We start from the raw sequence: 19,890 nt of genomic DNA on the forward strand, positions 1-19,890 counted from the left end.
TCAGAGGTAGAACGTCAGCTTCCCAAGCTGAATGTCAGGGGTTCGATTCCCCTTACCCGCTCCAATATCCTCGACCGTCTAGCTCCGCGCATCTCTGAAACACGATGTTGCGGGCTTTGACATTGGGGTGTCTCGCCTTTGTCATGGTTTTCCGTTAGAGGAAGCCATGACAGATAAGATGACCCCCAAGGCGGTAATCGACCGCCTCGAAACCCTCTACAATCAATCGGTGGCCAACCTTCGCGATGCGGTGAAGGTCTTTTTGGAAACCGGCGAACGTGCAGACCCCGAAGCCCGCGCTAACGGCCTGTTCTCCTATCCGCGAGTGACGGTGAGTTGGTACGGCGAGAAGCCCGAGAACCTCGAAACGCGCGCCTTTGGCCGCCTTTCGCGTCCGGGCACATATACCACCACGACCACGCGCCCTGACCTGTTCCGCAACTATCTGTTGGAACAGCTGACCCTGCTGGCCGACGAATATGACGCGACCTTCGAGGTCGGCCCGTCGGATCAGGAAATCCCGTTCCCCTACGTACTGGATGGTTCGGGTGTGGTGCTGGACAGCTCGATGACCGCGGCGATTGCCCGCTGGTTCCCGACCACGGATCTGGCCCACATCGGCGACGAGATTTCGGACGGTCTGTTCGATCTCGACAAGGATTTCCCGCTGTCGCAGTTCGATGGCCTGCGCACCGATTTCTCGCTGGCCCGCTTGCGTCACTACACCGGCACGCCGGTGGAGTCGGTACAAAGCTATATCCTGTTCACCAACTACAACCGCTATGTGGACGAGTTCGTGCGCTGGGCAGCTTCGGAGTTGCAAAAGCCGGACAGCCCCTACGATAGCCTGACCTGCTCGGGCGGTGTGGTTGTGACCAAGGACACCCCGAACCCCGAAGCGGCGGTGATGGACTCGGCCTGGCGCAAGCATCAGATGCCGGCCTATCACCTGACGCGTCCGGACGGTCAGGGCATCACCCTGGTCAACATCGGTGTCGGCCCGTCGAACGCCAAGACTATCTGCGACCACCTTGCGGTTATGCGTCCGCACGTGTGGATGATGATCGGCCACTGCGGCGGTCTGCGCGGCAGCCAGACCATCGGCGACTATGTGCTGGCCCACGCCTATCTGCGCGACGACCACGTTCTGGATGCCGTCCTTCCGGCGGATATCCCGATCCCCTCCATCGCCGAAGTCCAACGTGCCCTTTATGATGCGACCAAGCAGGTCTCGGGCGCGCCGGGCGAAGAAGTGAAAAAGCGTCTGCGCACGGGCACGGTTGTGACAACCGACGACCGTAACTGGGAGCTTCGCTACACCAAGTCGGCCCTGCGCTTTAACCAGAGCCGCGCCGTCGCCATCGACATGGAAAGCGCTACCATCGCTGCCCAAGGCTATCGCTTCCGTGTCCCGTACGGCACCCTGCTGTGCGTCTCGGACAAGCCGCTACACGGCGAGATCAAGCTGCCGGGTCAGGCCAACCGCTTCTATGAAGGTGCGATTTCCGAACACCTGCAGATCGGTATTCAGGCTGTCGATCTTCTGCGAGCCGAGGGCGCTGCTCTTCACTCGCGCAAGCTGCGTGCGTTCGACGAGCCGCCGTTCCGTTGAATGCGGGACCTTTGCTGGACCGTATGTGGGCCGCTCCGAAAGGGGCGGCCTTTATGCTGGACTAAACCTGATTAGAACAGCGTTATAAAAAGTACTTTACAACACAAAGTGGATTGTAGATAAGAGGGGCAACACGAAGGAAACCCGCCCATGTCCCAGGAACCGCTCGCCGATATCCATGGTGATATCGCCTATATGAAATCCCTTGCCGCCGAGGGGCGCGATGCCCCCGTGCTGGTCGGACCTATTCTGGTTGCCGCCGCGCTTTGGTTCGGAGCCGCTACGGTCGGACAATGGCTGATCGCGCTGGGCAAGATCCCGCTGTCGGGCTGGGGCGTGATGTGGATGTGGGTCGGCGCGGGCATAGGCTTTGCCGCTCTGCTCTATGTCCTAATCCGCCGCATCGACGCCAAGTCGGGTAGCAAGACCAAGGACAATACCGCCATCGGAGCCGCTTGGTCGGCGTGCGGCTATACGATTTTCGGCCTGTGGCTGGTGTTGATGGCCTTTGCGCTATCGACGGGCAACTGGTCGGTCATGGCCCTGATGCCTGCCATCGTGATGATTGCGTATGGAGCCGCATGGCTAATCGCAGGGCAGGTCGCCCGGCGCGGTTGGATGATGCTGACGGGTCTAGTCAGCTTTGCGGGCGCGGCAGCCTTGGGCTGGTTCGCCTTCACCCACTGGACCTACGCCATCTATCTGGTGCTGCTGGTTCTGGTCGCTTTGGCCCCGGGCCTGCATCTGATGAAGCTGGCCGCGCGTTCGAGGGGCTGAGATGTCGGAGCCAAAGCACGATGCGTTCGACATCAACCGCATCGACGAAGTCATCCACGGACGCATCCGGCTGGGCATCATGGCCTATCTGTCCGGGGCTGAAGTGGCCGACTTCGCAGAGTTGAAGACCCGCCTTGGCACGACAGACGGAAACCTTTCCGTCCATCTGCGCAAGCTTGAGGAAGCCGGCTTTGTCGAGGTCGAGAAGACCTTTCAGGGTCGCAAACCTCTGACCCGCGCCAAGCTGAGCGCGCAGGGGCGCGAGGCCTTCATCACCTATCTTGACCAGATTTCCGCTCTGGTGGCCCAACGCTAGGTGGAATGGTGACGTAATCAGGTTATGGAAGGCGGTCATGAGCGACCGCCTTCTGCCATTTGAAGCCATCGAAAACTTCCGCGACTTCGGGGGCTATGCCACGCCGTCAGGGACGGTGCGGCGGGGCGTGCTCTACCGCTCCGGCCAGTTGGCCCGCGCGACCGATGCGGACATTGCGCGCTTGGGTGATCTGGGGTTGGGCCATGTGGTGGACCTGCGCCGCTCCAGCGAGCGCGCCAAACAGCCCGACCGTCTGCCGCAAGGATGGGCGGGCCGTATGGTCACGACCGATCTGGGCGGCGAGGGCGAGGCCCCGCATATCCAGTTTCTCAAGACCCAGCCACTGACCGAGGATTCCGGCCGTCGCTATATGGGGCAGACCTATGAGCGCATGCCGTTCGAGCCGTCGCATGTGGCACTGTTCCGCGATTACTTCGATGCGCTGGCGTCTTCGAACAAGGCTGTGCTGGTCCACTGCGCGGCGGGCAAGGATCGCACGGGACTTCTGGTTGCGCTGACGCACAGTCTGATGGGCGTTCACGATGACGACCTGATGGCCGACTATCTGGCCACCAATGCCGCCGTGGACCTTGAAGGCCGCGCCGAGGAGTTCGGGCGCGCGCTGCAGAAATGGACAGGCAAACCGGTATCGCATGGTGCAGTGGTCGCCTTCCTCGGTGTAGAGCCAGCTTTCCTGCACCGCGCTATCAAGGCCATGGAGCACAAACACGGCTCGCTGGAGGGTTACCTCGCGGCTGTTCTGGGCGTGGACACGGCCAAGCGCGACGCGATTATCTCGAGGTTGAGCCTTTAGCATGCCTGTTTCGCGCCGCCCGCTGGAGTGGGTGTCGCCGCTGGTGATCGCCACGGCGCTGAAGGACGAGACCGATCCGCTGGCTCTGGTCGCAGGGGCCGATGATCCGGACCGCCACGGGGGGCGATGGTCCTATGTGGCTATAGAGCCCGATCAGGTCGATGTGGTGGAACGGGCCGACGATGGCGCGTTATTCGACGCGCTCCGCTCGGACAGGTGGTCGAATGGACCCTGTGTGGGTCTGTTGTCCTATGACGCAGGCGCGCGCGTGGCGACGGGCTCGCGTGCGCCGATCTGGCCGGATTTGATACTGGCCCGCTATCGGGCATGGCTGGCGTTCGACCACGCAAAGCAGATCGTTTGGGCCTGTGGGTGGGGCGAGGACGAGGCCTCAGCCCAACAGACGTCCGATCACGCCGCGATGTGGCACAAGAGGCGGGCGCACGGGTATCTACCCGCGCCTCCGTCCGACCAGTTTACCCCCGAAGCCCCCGATCAGGATTATTGCGATGCCGTGGCCGATGTGGTCCGGCGCATCGGCGAGGGCGAGCTGTTTCAGGCCAACATCGCCCGCGCTTGGTCCGGCACGCTGCGGCCACATGCAGAGCCCTTCGATGTATTCGCCCGACTGGCCGGTCGGGGCGCGGCCTACGGGGCGTGCTGGCGCATCGGGGATCACGCGGTGGTATCGAACTCGCCCGAGCTGTTCGTGTCCTTTGACCAGCAGCAGCGCCGCATCGAAGCCCGCCCGATCAAAGGCACGCGCCCGCGCTATGCCGATCCCGTCAGCGACCGCTCCGCCGCCGAGGACCTGTTAACCAGCGAAAAGGACCGCGCCGAAAACCTGATGATCGTCGATCTGATGCGCAACGATCTGGGCCGTGTTGCCGAGGTGGGTTCGGTGCGCGTCGATGATCTGTGGGGGCTGGAGAGCCATCCCACGGTCCACCACCTGACCTCGGTCGTGGTCGCCACCACTAGGCCGCAGGTCACGTGGCCCGATGTGTTGGAAGTGACCTTCCCCGCAGGCTCCATCACCGGCGCGCCAAAGCATCAGGCCATGAAGGTCATAGCCGCGCTGGAGCCACCGCGCGGCGCGTGGTGCGGCACGCTGTTTGCCAGCGGGCTTGGCGAGGCGGGAGTAACGTCGGCCTCTGTGCTGATCCGCTCCGCCTTCTTCCAGCGCCACGGCCAAGGCTGGCGGTGGCGCACTCTGGCCGGCGCAGGGATTACCGCCGACAGCGACCCTCAGGCCGAACTGGAAGAAACCGATGCCAAGATCAGGGCCTTGGCGGATGCCCTATGTCTTCGGACAGTCGGTGCAGCTGACTGAGGCCACCTCGCGCGGGCGCAGATAGAACTGGCGCTGGAAGGTGGTCACGCCCGACAGGAAGTCCGGGAATCCCGGAACGGCAATGTCGAAAGGCGAGTTATAGCGATAGATGGTCTCGGCATAGATGACGCTATCGGTCGCCTTTTCCAGCAAGCCGCTAGGGACGGTCATGACCGTGCCCGGCTTCAGGGGCGTCATGGTGCTGCCATAGCTCCACACGACCACATCCTGATTTTTGGCATTGCGCTGGATGCTGGTCACGCGCCCTTCCAGAGGGCCGGCCGAATAGGGGGCCATGATTAGCCCGCCCACCGCGAAATAGTCGGCCAGTTGCGATTGCGTCACCGTGCCGGACTGCGAGACGATATCGGCCATCATCGAGGCGGAGTGGTGCGCGCGCCGCTGCACCATAAAGGCCTGTGTGAACTCGATGACGCACAGGTAAATGATCAGGAACAGCGGCAGCAGCAGCGCGAATTCCACGGCAGCAGCGCCTTCGCGCGCTTCGACGAAACGGCTGACTGACTGGCGGATATGTTTAACGACCTTGCTCATCAGAACGGCTCGTTTCGGAAGGCTGTCGCGGCGTGCAGCAGATAATCTCCATTGGCCAGCTTGGTCATGGAATGGCCGAGGAAGGGCGAGATCACCGGCTGTTTGTACCAGACGCGCATCAGCATGAAGCTACGCGGGTCGCCGATGTTGAACTTCAGCGTTTCGGGCTTGAACTCGCCATTGTCGATCGGGGTGGAAATACCGGGGTTGGAGAAGGAGGCCACCGGCTGCAGGTCGATCTCGATGCGGTTCATACAGGCACCCTTGAAGACCGACATGCGGTCACAGACCTCCTGTTTGAACTCTTGCGCCGTAGCATTTTTGGAAATCTGGCCGGTACGCACCAAACGGCCGCTGTTGGCGACGGCCGATTCCAGAATAGTGTTCAGGGTCAGTACGACGGCGACTTCGAAGATCCCCAGCAGTAGCCCAAAGAATGGCAGAGCAACGAGCGCAAACTCTACGGCTGTTGCGCCCTCGCGGCGTGATCGGTTCTTTCGAACAAGAAACTTTCTCAACGCGTTTTCCCCGTTCAGTATTCGCGCGGTTGTCCGGCGGATTTGGCAGCAACCTCTGTCCGCGAGGCTTAGTCGATAAGTGTAAAGCAAACCCTGTAGGTGTGGGGGAATGGTCGGGCAGGGCAGTCCTTGGACGTCACCGGTGCCCATAAATAGGCGCATAAGGTGCCATATTTATATAAGGGCCTTCAAGCGGCGCGGATCGCAATAGAATATGCCGCACCCAAATCTGCCTTTTGTTTACAATCAGCTAACCATCATTTTCGCGCTCTAGGTGCCAGAACTTTACTCGCGTTTAAGGGATGGCGCGCATTTTGTCCTGCAATGGCTACACGGTTTGCTGTGTGGCCAGTCGAGGCGGGGGAGCAAATCTGTTTCCTCCCGATAATAACCGAGAGAGGACTACACATGCGTAACCTGCTGAACCGTTTTGCTAAAGACGAGTCGGGTGCAACGGCAATCGAATACGGCCTTATCGCCGCTCTGATCGCTGTTGTTCTGATCGGTGCCCTGACTGCCGTCGGTGGCTCGCTGAAAGACAAGTTCCAGAACGTTTCTGACGAACTTGAAGCCGCACCTACGAAGTAAGACACGTCTCCACTTAGGTGTATTAGAGGGTCGGAGCCAAAAGCTCCGGCCCTTTTATTTTGGAGTTGCCGCAACCTTGGCTTAACCAAATTATGGCACTTACGGGGCCATGTTCTATGTCTTGAGCGCGCTACTGTTCTTTTTCCCGGCCTTGGTCATCCTTGGCGGTGTTTACGATCTGACTACGATGAAGATCCCCAATTGGATATCCATCGCGCTGGCGGTCGCGTTTGTTCCGGTCGCCTTGATGGTCCAGTTGCCGTGGCAGGACATTGCGCTCTCGCTGGGCATCGGTCTGGCGGCTCTGGTCATCGGTATCGCGCTTTTTGCATTCCGTATCCTCGGCGGCGGTGATGCCAAGCTTCTTTCAGCCTCGCTGATGTGGGTGGGAATGTCAGGGGCGCTGGGCTTTGTGCTGGTGACTGCAATCGCCGGAGGGGCGCTGTCCCTTTACCTGCTGGCCGCGCGCAAATGGTGGCCGATGATGCCGTGGACGGCTCCGAAATGGTTCACCCGGCTGATGGAGCCTAAAGGCGACATCCCGTACGGAATAGCAATTGCGGTCGGCGCTGTACTCGCTTTTCCGAATTCAGAGTTGTTGTTGAAGTTATCGTAACGAGTTTCTGTAGTAACATCGTTCTGGTGTGCTGCATGGTAAACAATATCTAAAGCCTTTGGGTAAGGTCGGCGTGGAGATTTACTGCATGTTGCCTGCCGGAGAACGTCGATGAAGCCTGCAAAAATTGCTGTAATCTGCGTTGCTGCACTGGCCGCTGTCGGTCTTGCGCTCGTAGTGCGGTCTATGGGGTCGCCCGGGGGCGACAAACCTACTGCGGCTGCGACCGCGCCGGTGGCCGCAACAACCAAGGTACTGGTTGCTGCCGTCGACCTGGCACCGGGTCATCAGCTGACAGCCGCCGATATGGTCTGGAAGGATTGGCCCGTGGCCGACCTGAATCCGGCCTTCGTCACCGACGGTTCGGTGCCGATCCCCGCTGCTGACACCCCGACGGCCGCCGCGGTCGAGTCCGAAAAAGGCAAGGAAGAGGGCACGGTCAGCAAGGTTGTTGATGCCGTCGTATCCCTGAACAGCCCGACCGCGATGGACGCCTTTGTCGGTGCCATCGTCCGTGATCAGATTTTGTCGGGTGAACCCATTCAGGCCCGCAAAGTCGTGCGGGCCGGCGAAAGCGGCTTCCTCGCGGCCTTCCTCGATCCGGGCATGCGCGCCATGAGCGTGCCGGTATCGGCCGACACTGCCGCCGGTGGCTTCATCCTGCCGGGCGACCGTGTGGACGTACTGTTGACCCGTGAAGTCGACCAGCAGGTCGGCGAGGACACTCGCAAGCGCACCGTCAGCGCAACCGTCCTGCAAAACCTCAAGGTTCTGGCCATCGACCAAGCCACCCAGGCTCCGACCGAAGACAAGTCGGTCGTTGGCACCACGGCCACGCTTGAAGTGAACAACAGAGATGCCGAGACGCTGGCACTGGCCCGCGCTCAGGGTGATCTGACGATCGTCCTACGCTCCTACGCCGATGCCGGTGGGCCGCGCGGCCTGATCCCGGGCGCTGTGCGCCGCGGCGAAAGCTTTGGCGGTGGTGCACGCACCTCGGCTCCGGTGACTGCAGCGGCCGGTAGTGCCGCTGGTAACGAACGCAGCGTCCGCATTTTCCGCGGTGACGCCGCTCCTGAAGTGGTGGTTCTGCAATGAGAGGTCTTGTGATGAAATCCACCCACAGCCGCTTCGGCGTCAGCCTCGCGGCCATGGCTGCTACCGGACTCCTCGCCATGGCGATCCCTGTGCAGGCCCAGACGATCAGCCAGACCTCGGCAGGCTCGGCCACCGTTGTGACCGGCTCGACGCCCCGCCGCATCAATCTGCCCAAGGGTTCGTCCTTTGCGGTCGATCTTCCGGCAGATGTCCGCGATATCGTGGTGACCAATCCGGCGGTCGCCAATGCCATGCTGCACACCCAGCGCCGCATCACCCTCGTGGGTCTGGCTCCGGGTGAAACCGACGCAGTGTTCGTCGGCAGCAACGGCCGCGTGATCCTGACGCTCAAGGTTCGCGTGGATGCGGGCGTTAACGCCCTGCAGGACGCCCTGACCCGCACCTTCCCCGGCTCGGATCTGCGTGTCGAGGCGGTAAACGAGAACTTCGTGCTCAGCGGTACCGCCACCAATATGGGCGATGCCGAGCGCGCCGCCCAACTGGCCCGTGCCCACGCCGGTGATCCGGCCAAGGTCGTCAACATGATCTCGATCAGCGGATCGGATCAGGTGACCCTGCGCGTGCGTGTGGTCGAGGTGCAGCGTAGCGCGATCAAACAACTGGGCTTCAACTCCCAGGCCCTGATCAACGGCAATGGCCGCCATCCGTTCGAGTTTGCAACGGGTGTGAACTTCTCGGTGAACTCGGGCCTGCAAGGCGGCCTTGCCGGTCGCTGGCAGCGCTTGCCCGATCCGGGCAGCGACCTGACGTCGGCGCAACTGGGTATCTCTGCCTTCGAGCGCGTCGGTCTGGCCCGTACTCTGGCCGAGCCGAACCTGACCTCGGTCAATGGTGAAGCCGCAAGCTTCCTCGCCGGTGGTGAATTCCCCATCCCGAAGAGCCGCGACCGCGATGGTCAGGTCACCGTGGAATACAAACCCTATGGTGTGGGCCTGTCCTTCCGTCCGGTGGTGCTGTCCGAGGGCCGCATCAATCTTCAGGTCAAGGTCGAGGTTTCCGAGCTGAACCCGTCGTCGGGTATCACCATCGGTGCCGGTACGCCGTCCGCCATCACCCTGCCGGGCCTGACGGTCCGCCGCAGCGATACGACGGTTGAAATCCCGTCGGGTGGCTCGATGATGATCGCAGGCCTGCTGCAGGAATCCACGCGTCAGGCTATCGACGCCCTGCCGGGTCTGACCAATGTGCCCGTTCTGGGTGCCTTGTTCCGCTCGCGCGACTATCTGATGGGCGAGACCGAACTGGTGGTGATCGTAGAGCCGTACATCGTCGGCCCGACCTCGCCGTCGCGCATGCAGACGCCGGCTGATGGCCTGCGAATGGCAACCGACGCCCAGACTATCTTCTTTGGCCAGCTGAACCAGGTCTATGGCTCTCCTGCACCGGGGGTCTCGACCTCTGGCTGGCAGGGCCCGGTCGGCTATGTGATCGAGTGACCCAGATGATGAACCGCTCCTTCTATGCCTGCCTGCTTGGCGGCGCTGCCCTCGCCCTCTCGGCTTGCGTCGGTCCGGACGCCAATCTAGATCGCGGCATGGGGCCGATGCCTCTTTCCCGCTATGTCCTTCAGGTTGAGCCGGATCAGGACCGCATTGCTCTGGCCGTGCACCAGAACGGCCTGTCGCTGAACCAGCGCCAAGCGATTATGGCTCTGGCCCAGCGCTATCGCGGCTCGAACCAGACCGGTCTTGTGATCCAGGTGCCCACCGACGGCGAGCAAATGGCCAACCAGACCGCCTCGCAAATCGCCAGCACGCTGGAAAACGTGGGCGTGCCCCGTGCACAGATCTCAGTCGAAGGCTATCGCGCCCCGTCGGCCAATGCGCCGGTGCTCGCCGGTTTCACAACCATCCGCGCCGCAGTACCGCGTTGCGGTGCTGAGTGGGGCAATCTGGGTCGTACCGGAAACAACGATGGTGCTTCCAACTTCGGTTGCGCTGTGAACGCCAATCTGGCGGCGCAGATTGCTGACCCCAACGATATTGTGGCACCGCGTACCATGACCCCGCCGAGCGCCCAGCGCCGCACTGTTGTCTTTGAAGCCTACCGTCAAGGTCAGGCTACCTCGGCCCAGCGCGAACAATTGCTGAGTGAATCGCGCGTATCTGACGTCGTTGAGTAAAACATGAACAAGCGTCCCCCGGCAGTCGATCCCCTCGAGGATTTCGAGATCGACGATGACTTTCTGGAAACGATCTCCAGCCTCGCGGCTGAAGACAGCACGGGTGATGCCGCGTCTGATGACGTGACGGATGCCGGAGCACCTCCTGTGGCTCCGGCGACTCCGAACTTTATGGAAAGTGCCCTTAGCCGCACCGAAGCCGCGCTCTCCGCGGACGGCCCAGCGTCCTTGGTACCTCCTGACAAGACTGATCCTGTAGAGGCATCCGACATGTCTGCTTTGAAGTTCGCCGATCAAACGTTTGAGGCCGGAGCTGTCGCTGACGCGCCGGTGACGATCGAACTGGATGACATCGAGATCGTCGATGCGCCGGCGGCAGACGTTATCGAGTTGAAGCCGGACGTCCTCGACGAACCGATCGCTTCGGGTGGGGACTTTGCCTCGGCCGCGCCGACCGAAGATATCCAAGCAGCCTCCAGCGGCTCGACCATGCCGGTTCTCGCGGGCGCAGCCGGTCTGGACTTTGATCCGGACACGGTCGACGTCTCGATCCCGCGCATCGCAGTCCATATCTTCGCCGAGCGTCAGGACACGCTGGCTGCCGCCGAGCGCGCAGCTCAGGACCGCCGCATGTCGCGTGCGACCACGCAGGTGCGCGTGGGTGGCATCGCCGCGGCTATTGAGACTTATCAGAACGAGCCTACCCCGCCGCTGATCCTGGTCGAGTGCATGAAGGATGCCCGCACCCTTCTGACCGAGATCGACCAACTGGCCGAGGTTTGCGACGCGGGCACCAAGGTTCTGGTCGTGGGCGCTGCCAACGACATCCTGCTTTATCGCGAGCTGATGCGCCGCGGCGTTAGTGAGTATCTGGTCGCTCCAATCCAGCCGCTCCAGCTCATTGCGGCCATTGGCGGATTGTTCACCGATCCGGACCAGCCGTTTATCGGCCGCACCATTGCTTTCGTGGGCGCTCGCGGCGGCTCGGGCTCCTCCTCGGTCGCACACAACACCGCCTTCGCCATGAGCGAGCGCATCGGTGTGAACACGGTCATCGTGGACTACGACCTGCCGTTTGGCACCTCTGGTCTGAACTTCAATCAGGACCCGATTGGCGGGGTGGCGGATGCCCTCAGCCAGCCCCAGCGTCTGGACGCCACCTTGCTGGATCGGATGATGGTGCGTTGCACGGATCGTCTGAGCCTGTTTGCTGCACCGGCAACGCTGGACGCGGACTGGGACATCGACACCGAAGCTTTCGACGAGGTGACCAACCGCATCCGTAGCACGGCACCGTTTGTGGTGCTGGACCTGCCGCATCTGTGGTCGGGCTGGATGCGTTCGCAGCTGGTCTCGGCAGATGAAGTGGTGCTGGTAGCCACCCCTGATCTGGCATCGCTGCGCAACGCCAAGAACCTGATCGATCTGATCAAACAGGCGCGTCCGAACGACGCGCCACCGCGCGTCATACTCAATCAGGTAGGCATCCCCGGTCGTCCCGAGATTCCGGCCAAGGAATTCGGTCAGGCCCTCGGCATCCACCCGGCCCTGTCGATCCCGTTCGATGCCAAGGTCTTCGGATCAGCTGCGAACAACGGCCAGATGATTCTGGATAGTGCGGCCAAGACCAAGGCTGCAGAAGCCTTTGAAACTCTGGCCCAAATCGTGTCTCAGCGTCAGCTTCCGGCGGTTCCGGCACACCCGCGTAAGACTTCGTCAGGCCTCGCAGGTCTGTTCAAGAGGCGTTGATAGATGTTCGGCAAACGGCAATCCACGGGCAAGCCCGGTCTGGGTCCTATTGAACCCGCAGAAGTCCTGCCTGTGCTGGATGAGCCGGTTGTGGACGAACCCGCGCCTGCACGACCGACCAAAAGCGTCTCTGCGAACCTTGACGGCTTTGGCCTAGAGGATCTGGAAGAAGTCTCGGCTGCCCCTGCTGCCGAGAAACGTGCAGGCCCGCGCAAGACGGCCGGTCTTGAGCAGATCAAAAAGGCGCAGGCCGTCACCGAGATCGTCCGCGAGCAGAGCGACTATTATCACGCCACGAAGACCACCATCTTCAATGCGCTGATGAACACCATTGACCTGTCCCAACTGGCCCAGTTGGACCAGAAGGCCGCACAGGAAGAGATCCGCGACATTGTCGCCGAACTAGTGGCGATCAAGAACGTCTCCATGTCGGTGGCCGAGCAGGAGCATCTGGTTCAGGACATCGTCAACGATGTGCTGGGCTATGGTCCGCTTGAGCCTCTGCTGGCTCGTGACGACATCGCCGACATCATGGTCAACGGTGCCAACCGCGTCTTTATCGAAGTCGGCGGTAAGGTCCAGCTGACCAACGTCCGCTTCCGCGACAACACCCAACTGATGAACATCTGTCAGCGGATCGTGTCGCAGGTCGGCCGCCGCGTCGATGAAAGCTCTCCAATCTGCGACGCCCGTCTTCCGGACGGATCGCGTGTGAACGTGATCGCCCCGCCGCTGGCGATCGATGGTCCGACCCTGACCATTCGTAAGTTCAAAAAAGACAAGCTGACCATGCGCGATCTGGTGGAGTTCGGCTCCATCAGTTCAGACGGGGCGCGCGTTCTCGGCGTCATCGGTGCCTCGCGCTGTAACGTGCTGATCTCAGGCGGTACAGGTTCGGGCAAGACCACCTTGCTCAATACGATGACCGCCTTCATCGACCCGACAGAGCGCGTTATCACCTGTGAAGACGCCGCCGAACTGCAGCTTCAACAGCCGCACGTGGTGCGTCTGGAAACCCGTCCGCCGAACCTTGAGGGTCAGGGCCAGATCAGCATGCGCGATCTGGTGAAGAACTGTCTGCGTATGCGTCCTGAACGCATCATCGTCGGCGAAGTCCGTGGCCCCGAGGCCTTTGACCTGCTGCAAGCCATGAACACCGGCCACGACGGCTCGATGGGTACGCTGCACGCCAACAGCCCGCGTGAAGCCATCAGCCGTATGGAATCGATGATCACCATGGGTGGCTATGGCCTGCCGTCCAAGACCATCCGCGAAATGATCGTCGGCTCGATCGACATCATCATTCAGGCCGCGCGTCTACGCGACGGTTCGCGCCGCATCACCCACGTGACCGAAGTCGTGGGTCTCGAAGGCGATGTGATCGTGACGCAGGATCTGTTTGTCTACGATATCACCGGCGAAGACGCCGCAGGCCGCGTGAGTGGTCGTCACCGTTCCACCGGTATCGCCCGTCCCCGCTTCTGGGACCGCGCACGCTATTATGGCCTCGAGCGCGAACTGGCTGATGCTCTGGACGCAGCGGAGTAACGATCATGATGATGGCTCTGGCAGCGCTATTGGCCTTCATCACCATCGCGGGGCTCGGTTGGGTCTTCGTTGGCGGTGACAGCAGCGCGACCGACGGTGTGCGCCGCGCCAAGGCACTCGCGGCGTCGCGACCGGCACAATCCAACCAGGGCCGCCGCAATGCACAGGCTCCGGTCACGCCCGAAGCCCGTCGCAAGCAGATCCTCACACAGTTGCAGGACGCAGAGCGCCGCGACCGCAAGGCCCGTGTGAGCCTGGGTGCGCGCATTCGTCAGGCCGGCCTCAATATCTCGCTGCGGACCTATCTGCTGGTCAGCCTGGGCCTTGCGGTCGTGGGCTTCATCATCCCGCTGGTACTGGGCCTGAATATCTTCATGTGCCTTGGCGTGATGATCGTGTTCGGCCTTGGCTTGCCGCGCTTCTATCTGGGCTTCCTGGCCAAGCGCCGGATCAAGAAATTCTCGGCGGCATTCGCCGATGCGGTCGACATTCTGGTGCGCGGTATCAAGACCGGTCTGCCGGTCAACGACTGCTTCAAGATCATTGCACGCGAAAGCCCCCAGCCGCTGGGCGGCGAGTTCCAGCGCATGCTGGAAGGCTTGGGCGTCGGTATGTCCCTGCCCGAGGCGCTGGACCGCATGTATGACCGGATGCCTACGCCTGAGCTGAAATTCTTCTGCATCGTGATTGCGATCCAGCAAAAGACGGGCGGTAACTTGGCCGAAGCCCTGACGAACCTGACCTCGGTTCTGCGCGCACGTCGTCTCATGCGCGAGAAGATCAAGGCCATGTCGTCCGAAGCGGTCGCTTCGGCCCTTATCATCGGCGCGCTACCGCCGCTGGTTATGACCATGGTTATGGTCACCAGCCCCAGCTACATGATGACGATGTTCACCGATATCCGTGGCCAGTTTATGCTGTTGGTAGCAGCATGCTGGATGGGCATCGGCATCTTCGCCATGAAGCGTATGATCAACTTCAAGTTCTGATCGGGGACGCGACGTGGAAGCCTTTATCCGTTTCATCACCACACCGGAAAACCTGCTCTCGGTAGGTGTGGCTATCGCCGTGTTCGCATCGCTGTTCACCCTGTTGACCAGCTTTGGCGGCGGTCAGGACCTTGAAAAGCGTATCAAGCACGTCGCCGACCGCCGTGAGGATCTGCGCCGTCGTTCTCGCTCGGCCATGCAGGGCGGCACCACGCCCACTCTGCGCCAGAGCGACGAGGGCTTTAAGAAGCGCGTCGTTGACCGGCTGAACCTGATGACCCTGCTCGAAGACCCAAAGGTCAACGAGAAGATCATGCAGGCCGGTTTCCGTGGTCAAAGCCCGATCACGACCTTCTACTTCTTCCGCCTGATCATGCCGTTCGTGCTGATGGTCGTTGCGGCTTTCTACATATTCGCGCTGACGCACTTCGACATTCCGCTGATGACCAAGATCGCGATTGTGGCTGTGGCGTTTGCCATCGGCTTCTATGCGCCGAACATCTACCTGTCGAACCGCATCCAGAAGCGCCGCCAGAAGATCATCGAGGCCTTCCCGGATGCGCTGGACCTGCTGCTGATCTGCGTGGAATCCGGCATGTCGATCGAGGCCGCCATCCAGAAGGTCAGTCAGGAAATCGGCACCCAGTCACTGGAACTGGCCGAGGAACTCAGCCTGATGTCGGCCGAGCTGTCGTATCTGCCGGATCGCCGCATGGCCTATGATAATCTGGCGCGCCGTACCCAACATCCGGGGATCAAGTCGGTGGCCACGGCTATGACGCAGGCGGAAACCTACGGCACGCCGCTCAGTACCGCGCTTCGCACCATGGCCAAGGAAAACCGCGAGCTTCGTCTGGCCGCAGCGGAAAAGAAAGCCGCCGCTCTGCCAGCTCAGCTTACCGTGCCGATGATCATCTTCTTCTTGCCGGTGCTGTTCGTGGTCATCTTGGGACCGGCGATCATCAGTATCATCGACATGATGGCAAGCGGCGGCTGATAGCCGACAGGGTCGAGGCGGGCTTTAAGCCTCGACCGCTTCTTTCAGGCGCTCGCCGATCTGCTCCATAGCCTGACGCAGTTTGGCGCGATGCTTGTCGTGGAACATCTCACCGCGTAGGCCGGCGAACATGATCCCCATGGTTACGATGGTCGCGCCCTTCTCGACCTCGTCCAGAATGATGAAGCGCGACGAGTTCGACAGGAAGCCACGCTTGTCATTGATGACCAGCTTGCCCACCGGCACCCAGTCAACCACGACGGCCTGCGCCTGACGCGCAGGGATATCGGGATAGGCTTCCTGATAACGGATGACTGCGCCCTGACGGATCGCGCCCTCTACATTCTGTTCGTAGGGGTTCCAGTGCTGCCAGCGTTCAAGGTCGCCGATAAGCTCCCAGATGTGCTCTGCCGATGCGCGAATGCCGATACGGGTTTCGATACGCGTGCTGTCCATATCCTGCCTCTGACATGAGCGCGATCAGGTGAAAAGGGGCAAAGCCCGCCGGACGATGAAATCGCAGCCCGCAATCGGGATCAAGCGCGGCAGTTGGGCGTTTAATTCGCATATCCCCTAACGCCGTGAGGCAGACCGTATATGAGCAAGATTCCTGTCGATCTCCCGCCGGACACCTATCCGGTCACCCAGAGAAGGGCGGCACGCAAGGGCGGCAATGTGGTGCTGTTTGTTGGCGTGTTCGCAGCGGCGTTCGCCTTAATCTGGATGCTGCTGGAAATTTTCTAGGCCGCGCGCGTCTGTGCCGCTATTGGGCAGGCAAACGAAAGGTCTCTCCAATGATCCAACGCATCCAGTCCGACGCCCGCATGAGCCAGGCTGTCGTCCACAACGGCGTCGTCTATCTGGCAGGTCAGGTTGGCGAGCCGGGCGACGACGTCGTTACCCAGACCCGCACCGCGCTGGCCGAAATCGACGCCTTGCTCGCAGAAGCAGGGACCGACAAGTCGAAGATTCTAACGGCAACCATCTGGCTGGCCGACATCGCTGATTTCGACAAGATGAACAGTGTCTGGGACGCGTGGGTGGATCAAGCCAATCCGCCCGCGCGCGCGACGGGTGAATCCAGACTGGCCGCGCCCGAGTATCTGGTCGAAGTCATCGTCACGGCAGCGGTGTAATGGACGATAAATCCGAACTCGAGCGTTTCCGCGCTGCGCGGGTCACGGCGCTATACCGGCTCGATCTGATCGAGAAAGGCGCGCAGATCCATTATGATGACGGCACGCCCGTAGATATGGCATCCGAAGCCAGCCGCCTGAAGGATCAGGTCGCGGACATGGATCGCCGCATCCGTAATCTGGAAGACAAGATCAAGCGCCAGTCCATGAACTGACGCGAGAGCGTATTATGGCGTGGCGGTCACAGCGGGGCCGCCCGTCGCACTGGCCGTCGTCGTTGCCGCCACAGGCTTGGACGGTGCCACCTGGACGTGGCCCCGCGCCGTAGGCACAGCCGCATTGCCACGGTCCATCAGGATGGGCGTGAGAGCGAAAACAGCCACTAGCGCCCCGACGATCAGAGCGATGATCGCGACTGCCACTGTCATCATGGTATTGCGACGGCGACGTCGGTTAATCCCGACCGGTACCTTGCGCACGATGATGTAGGGGCGACCGTCAAAGGCTTCAGAGCCAATGATATTATGTTGGGACAAACTGAACGCTCCCGAGCCAGACAGTAATCGGCTTAAGACTCCTGATCGGTAAGGCCAAACAATGTCCGTGAAATGATCGTCCTATGTCACCCGCGCGTTTGGCCCGAAATCTTCGGGCCAATCGCGCATCAGTGACAAGGTTACAGGCTCAGGTTAACCGTGCGGCCATTACGGATCTGAACCTGCTGCATGATCACCGTAACAGGGCCCGAACCGGCGCGGACCGGCGCAATCACGTACCAGCGACCGTCCGGCAGGCCGTCGAAGCTGAAGCTGTTGTTCTCGCACGTTGTCGAGCGGACGTACTCGCGATAGTCCTCGTTCGGGTCCGACACAGTGCGCGCGCGAACCACATCGGCGGGCAGCTGCGCGCGGGCGGTCGATCCGTACAAGGTGCGGAAACGCGCATCGGTGAACGGGGTCGACGGGGTCAAGCCGACCGAGCCAACGCATGCGAAGGCGACATTGTCCTGCGACGAGGCGATCTTGCCGTCGATGCCGCCCTGGCCAGCGCCAGCGGACCAAGCGAAATCAGCCTTGTTGAAAGCACCCGAGGCCGTGGCGACCGGCACCGACGATGTCGGCATCGACGAACACGCCGCCAAAGATCCGGCCCCTGCCAGAGCGGCCAGTGCAAGAGCGGGGCGGATGGCGGAGATGAGCTTAATCGACATTCGAACCTCGTTAGATGGGGGCCTTCAGGCATGGCCCCTAAGGTGACGCAGTGTCAAGCTTGTCCACGGACGGGGTGTGGTCCACAAGTGTCAAAACGTCCGCAAACCATAATGGCTGCCGCAAAGCTCGGCGGACAAATGAGGAAACCCCCGTTCCAGTCATGACTGTAACTTTCGAAGATATCCGCGCCGCCCAACAGCGCATCGCCGGTCAGGTTGATCGCACGCCTGTGCGCCACTCGCGCCGCCTGTCGCAACTGACAGGGGCCGACATCTGGATCAAATACGACAACCTGCATTTCACCGGATCGTTCAAGGAGCGCGGCGCGCTGAACCGCCTGCTGCAACTGACGCCCGAAGAGAAAAAGCGGGGTGTCGTTGCTGCCTCGGCAGGCAACCACGCACAGGCTCTGGCCTATCATGGCGGGCGTCTTGGCGTGCCTGTCACCATCGTCATGCCCGAGGGCACACCCTTTGTGAAGGTCGACGGCACGCGCGCGCACGGTGCCAATGTGGTGATCCACGGCCTGGACTTTTCAGGCTCGACCGAAGAGGCCAAGCGGCTTCAACTCGAGCATGGCTATGTCTTTGTTTCGGCCTTCGACGACGAGGGCATCGTTGCCGGGCAGGGGGTCTGCGGTCTCGAGTTTGTCGAGGATGCGCCCGATCTGGACGCCCTGATCATCCCCATCGGCGGCGGCGGTCTGATTGCAGGCAGTGCGATTGCGGCAAAAGGCCTCAAGCCGGACATCAAGATTTTCGGCGTCGAGGCTGCGCGATACCCGTCTTTCACGGCCCGTCGTCGCGGCGAGCCCCCCGTCTGCACGGGCCAGACCATCGCCGAGGGCATCGCCATCAAGGCCGTGGGCGAGATTCCGTTCGCCTTGTGCAACGATCTGGTCGACGAAATCTTTGTCTGTGAAGAAGCCGACTTTGAAAAAGGCGTGGCCTTGCTGGCGACGCTGGAAAAGACGGTCGCAGAGGGCGCGGGCGCAGGTGGTCTGGCCGCCATTCTGGCTAATCCCGAACGCTTCAAAGGCATGAAGATCGGCATCGAGTTGACGGGCGGCAATATCGATGCCCGCATGTTGGCCGTAGTGCTGAACCGCGAGATGGTGCGCGAAAAGCGCCTGATCGTTTACCGCATTCTGGGCGATGACCGTCCGGGAATGCTGTCGGCGATGGCTGCCGTCATCGGGGGGCTTGGCGGCAACATCATTGATGTGGTTCACAACCGCCTTGCACTGGACGTGCCGGCCAAGGGGGCGGAGTTCGACATCATGGTCGAGACCCGCGATGCCCGACACGCCGAAGACATTGGACAAGCCTTGAAGGACAAGGGTTATGAACTTCGCATGGGCTAAGCCCGCTACTGTCGTTGCGGCCATTGCAGCGCTGGCTCTGGGGGCTTCGGCCTGTGGTCGGAGCGAACGTGCCCCGTCGATTGATGACGAGGCCGCCATCAAGGCCGCGCAGGAATTCCTGATCGAAAATGGTACGAAGGACGGTGTCAAAACCCTCCCGTCAGGTCTTCAGTACAAGGTCATCGCTTCGGGACCCGCCACTGGCGTCCAGCCCGACAGCAATGATCTGGTGCGGGTGCACTATGAAGGGACGCTGACCGACGGGACGGTGTTCGACTCCTCGTTCGATCGCGGCACGCCCGCCATTTTCGCGCCGGAACAGGTCGTGCCGGGCTGGACCGAGGCCCTGCAATTGATGCGGCCGGGCGACGAGTGGTTCCTCTATGTTCCGCCCGCGCTTGGATATGGCGAAAGCCAGGCGGGTCCGATCCCGCCGCACTCTGTGCTGGTGTTCCGCTTGAAGGTGCTGGACGTGGCACCTGTTCCGGGCGGTCACAAAGGTGGACCCGCCGTTAACGGCTAAGGCT

The 19,890-nt window shown here is 61.5% G+C and carries 24 protein-coding genes; 19 read left to right on the forward strand and 5 right to left on the reverse strand.

What is annotated here, in order from left to right:
- The first annotated feature begins 166 nt into the window (after positions 1-166).
- The 5 genes from OB03_RS05185 to OB03_RS05205 all read left to right on the forward strand — a co-directional run bounded on the left by OB03_RS05185 (position 167) and on the right by OB03_RS05205 (position 4,852).
- Entirely contained in the window at positions 167-1,612 is a 1,446-nt protein-coding gene (locus OB03_RS05185) for an AMP nucleosidase (RefSeq protein ID WP_461343425.1), read from the forward strand.
- Positions 1,613-1,762: 150 nt separating this feature from the next.
- Positions 1,763-2,389, forward strand: a complete 627-nt coding sequence (locus tag OB03_RS05190; RefSeq protein ID WP_242912918.1) for a hypothetical protein — start codon at positions 1,763-1,765, stop codon at positions 2,387-2,389.
- A 1-nt stretch (position 2,390) separates the two neighbouring features.
- Positions 2,391-2,705 carry a winged helix-turn-helix domain-containing protein gene (locus OB03_RS05195; RefSeq protein WP_242912920.1) on the forward strand — a complete coding sequence of 105 codons (315 nt, stop codon included), beginning with the start codon at positions 2,391-2,393 and terminating at the stop codon, positions 2,703-2,705.
- A gap of 37 nt (positions 2,706-2,742) precedes the next feature.
- On the forward strand, positions 2,743-3,519 hold the full coding sequence (locus OB03_RS05200) for a tyrosine-protein phosphatase (RefSeq protein ID WP_461343426.1): 777 nt from the start codon (positions 2,743-2,745) through the stop codon (positions 3,517-3,519).
- A 1-nt stretch (position 3,520) separates the two neighbouring features.
- The gene (locus OB03_RS05205; protein WP_461343427.1) at positions 3,521-4,852 is read left to right on the forward strand and encodes an anthranilate synthase component I family protein; all 1,332 of its coding nucleotides are present in this window, start codon (positions 3,521-3,523) and stop codon (positions 4,850-4,852) included.
- Here OB03_RS05205 and OB03_RS05210 read toward each other — a convergent pair.
- Both OB03_RS05210 and OB03_RS05215 read right to left on the reverse strand, forming a co-directional pair.
- Positions 4,820-5,407 (reverse strand): TadE/TadG family type IV pilus assembly protein, encoded by a 588-nt coding sequence (locus OB03_RS05210; protein ID WP_242912927.1) that lies wholly within the window; start codon positions 5,405-5,407, stop codon positions 4,820-4,822. The genes OB03_RS05205 and OB03_RS05210 overlap by 33 nt on opposite strands.
- Complete coding sequence (locus OB03_RS05215; RefSeq protein WP_461343428.1) at positions 5,407-5,925, reverse strand: TadE/TadG family type IV pilus assembly protein; 519 nt, start codon at positions 5,923-5,925, stop codon at positions 5,407-5,409. Before OB03_RS05215 ends, OB03_RS05210 begins: the two co-directional genes overlap by 1 nt.
- Positions 5,926-6,333: 408 nt before the next feature.
- Between OB03_RS05215 and OB03_RS05220 the strand changes: the two genes are divergently transcribed.
- The 9 genes from OB03_RS05220 to OB03_RS05260 all read left to right on the forward strand — a co-directional run bounded on the left by OB03_RS05220 (position 6,334) and on the right by OB03_RS05260 (position 15,653).
- Positions 6,334-6,513 carry a Flp family type IVb pilin gene (locus tag OB03_RS05220; protein WP_242912931.1) on the forward strand — a complete coding sequence of 60 codons (180 nt, stop codon included), beginning with the start codon at positions 6,334-6,336 and terminating at the stop codon, positions 6,511-6,513.
- A gap of 109 nt (positions 6,514-6,622) precedes the next feature.
- On the forward strand, positions 6,623-7,129 hold the full coding sequence (locus OB03_RS05225; protein WP_461343429.1) for an A24 family peptidase: 507 nt from the start codon (positions 6,623-6,625) through the stop codon (positions 7,127-7,129).
- A gap of 111 nt (positions 7,130-7,240) precedes the next feature.
- Positions 7,241-8,227, forward strand: a complete 987-nt coding sequence (gene cpaB / locus OB03_RS05230; RefSeq protein WP_242912934.1) for a Flp pilus assembly protein CpaB — start codon at positions 7,241-7,243, stop codon at positions 8,225-8,227.
- Between the two features lie 11 nt (positions 8,228-8,238).
- Positions 8,239-9,684, forward strand: coding sequence for a type II and III secretion system protein family protein (locus OB03_RS05235; protein WP_461343430.1), 1,446 nt, complete (start codon positions 8,239-8,241; stop codon positions 9,682-9,684).
- Positions 9,685-9,689: 5 nt separating this feature from the next.
- Entirely contained in the window at positions 9,690-10,370 is a 681-nt protein-coding gene (locus OB03_RS05240) for a CpaD family pilus assembly protein (RefSeq protein WP_461343446.1), read from the forward strand.
- A gap of 3 nt (positions 10,371-10,373) precedes the next feature.
- A complete protein-coding gene (locus OB03_RS05245) occupies positions 10,374-12,119 on the forward strand; it encodes an AAA family ATPase (protein ID WP_461343431.1) in 1,746 nt (581 codons plus the stop codon).
- A gap of 3 nt (positions 12,120-12,122) precedes the next feature.
- On the forward strand, positions 12,123-13,667 hold the full coding sequence (locus tag OB03_RS05250; protein ID WP_461343432.1) for a CpaF family protein: 1,545 nt from the start codon (positions 12,123-12,125) through the stop codon (positions 13,665-13,667).
- Positions 13,668-13,672: 5 nt separating this feature from the next.
- Positions 13,673-14,656: a type II secretion system F family protein gene (locus OB03_RS05255; RefSeq protein ID WP_242912942.1), complete on the forward strand. Its 984-nt coding sequence runs from the start codon at positions 13,673-13,675 to the stop codon at positions 14,654-14,656.
- Between the two features lie 13 nt (positions 14,657-14,669).
- The gene (locus OB03_RS05260) at positions 14,670-15,653 is read left to right on the forward strand and encodes a type II secretion system F family protein (protein ID WP_242912943.1); all 984 of its coding nucleotides are present in this window, start codon (positions 14,670-14,672) and stop codon (positions 15,651-15,653) included.
- Between the two features lie 24 nt (positions 15,654-15,677).
- Here the strand turns inward: OB03_RS05260 and OB03_RS05265 are convergent, their stop codons facing one another.
- Positions 15,678-16,109 carry an SRPBCC family protein gene (locus OB03_RS05265; protein WP_461343433.1) on the reverse strand — a complete coding sequence of 144 codons (432 nt, stop codon included), beginning with the start codon at positions 16,107-16,109 and terminating at the stop codon, positions 15,678-15,680.
- Between the two features lie 141 nt (positions 16,110-16,250).
- Here OB03_RS05265 and OB03_RS05270 point away from each other — a divergent pair, with 141 nt between their 5' ends.
- Genes OB03_RS05270 through OB03_RS05280 form a run of 3 tightly spaced genes read left to right on the forward strand, consistent with a single transcriptional unit; the run spans position 16,251 to position 17,004 of the window.
- Entirely contained in the window at positions 16,251-16,397 is a 147-nt protein-coding gene (locus OB03_RS05270) for a hypothetical protein (protein WP_461343434.1), read from the forward strand.
- A gap of 50 nt (positions 16,398-16,447) precedes the next feature.
- Entirely contained in the window at positions 16,448-16,789 is a 342-nt protein-coding gene (locus OB03_RS05275; RefSeq protein WP_242912946.1) for a RidA family protein, read from the forward strand.
- A complete protein-coding gene (locus OB03_RS05280; RefSeq protein WP_242912947.1) occupies positions 16,789-17,004 on the forward strand; it encodes a hypothetical protein in 216 nt (71 codons plus the stop codon). Before OB03_RS05275 ends, OB03_RS05280 begins: the two co-directional genes overlap by 1 nt.
- Positions 17,005-17,016: 12 nt before the next feature.
- Here the strand turns inward: OB03_RS05280 and OB03_RS05285 are convergent, their stop codons facing one another.
- A complete protein-coding gene (locus OB03_RS05285) occupies positions 17,017-17,325 on the reverse strand; it encodes a hypothetical protein (RefSeq protein WP_242912949.1) in 309 nt (102 codons plus the stop codon).
- Positions 17,326-17,465: 140 nt separating this feature from the next.
- Entirely contained in the window at positions 17,466-17,999 is a 534-nt protein-coding gene (locus OB03_RS05290; RefSeq protein WP_242912954.1) for a hypothetical protein, read from the reverse strand.
- A gap of 161 nt (positions 18,000-18,160) precedes the next feature.
- Between OB03_RS05290 and OB03_RS05295 the strand changes: the two genes are divergently transcribed.
- Together OB03_RS05295 and OB03_RS05300 are read left to right on the forward strand one after the other, a co-directional pair.
- Entirely contained in the window at positions 18,161-19,363 is a 1,203-nt protein-coding gene (locus OB03_RS05295) for a threonine ammonia-lyase (RefSeq protein ID WP_242912955.1), read from the forward strand.
- On the forward strand, positions 19,344-19,886 hold the full coding sequence (locus OB03_RS05300; protein ID WP_242912957.1) for an FKBP-type peptidyl-prolyl cis-trans isomerase: 543 nt from the start codon (positions 19,344-19,346) through the stop codon (positions 19,884-19,886). The genes OB03_RS05295 and OB03_RS05300 overlap by 20 nt, the downstream gene beginning before the upstream one ends.
- The last annotated feature ends 4 nt before the right edge of the window (positions 19,887-19,890 follow it).

Source organism: Brevundimonas sp. GN22 (assembly GCF_054824005.1).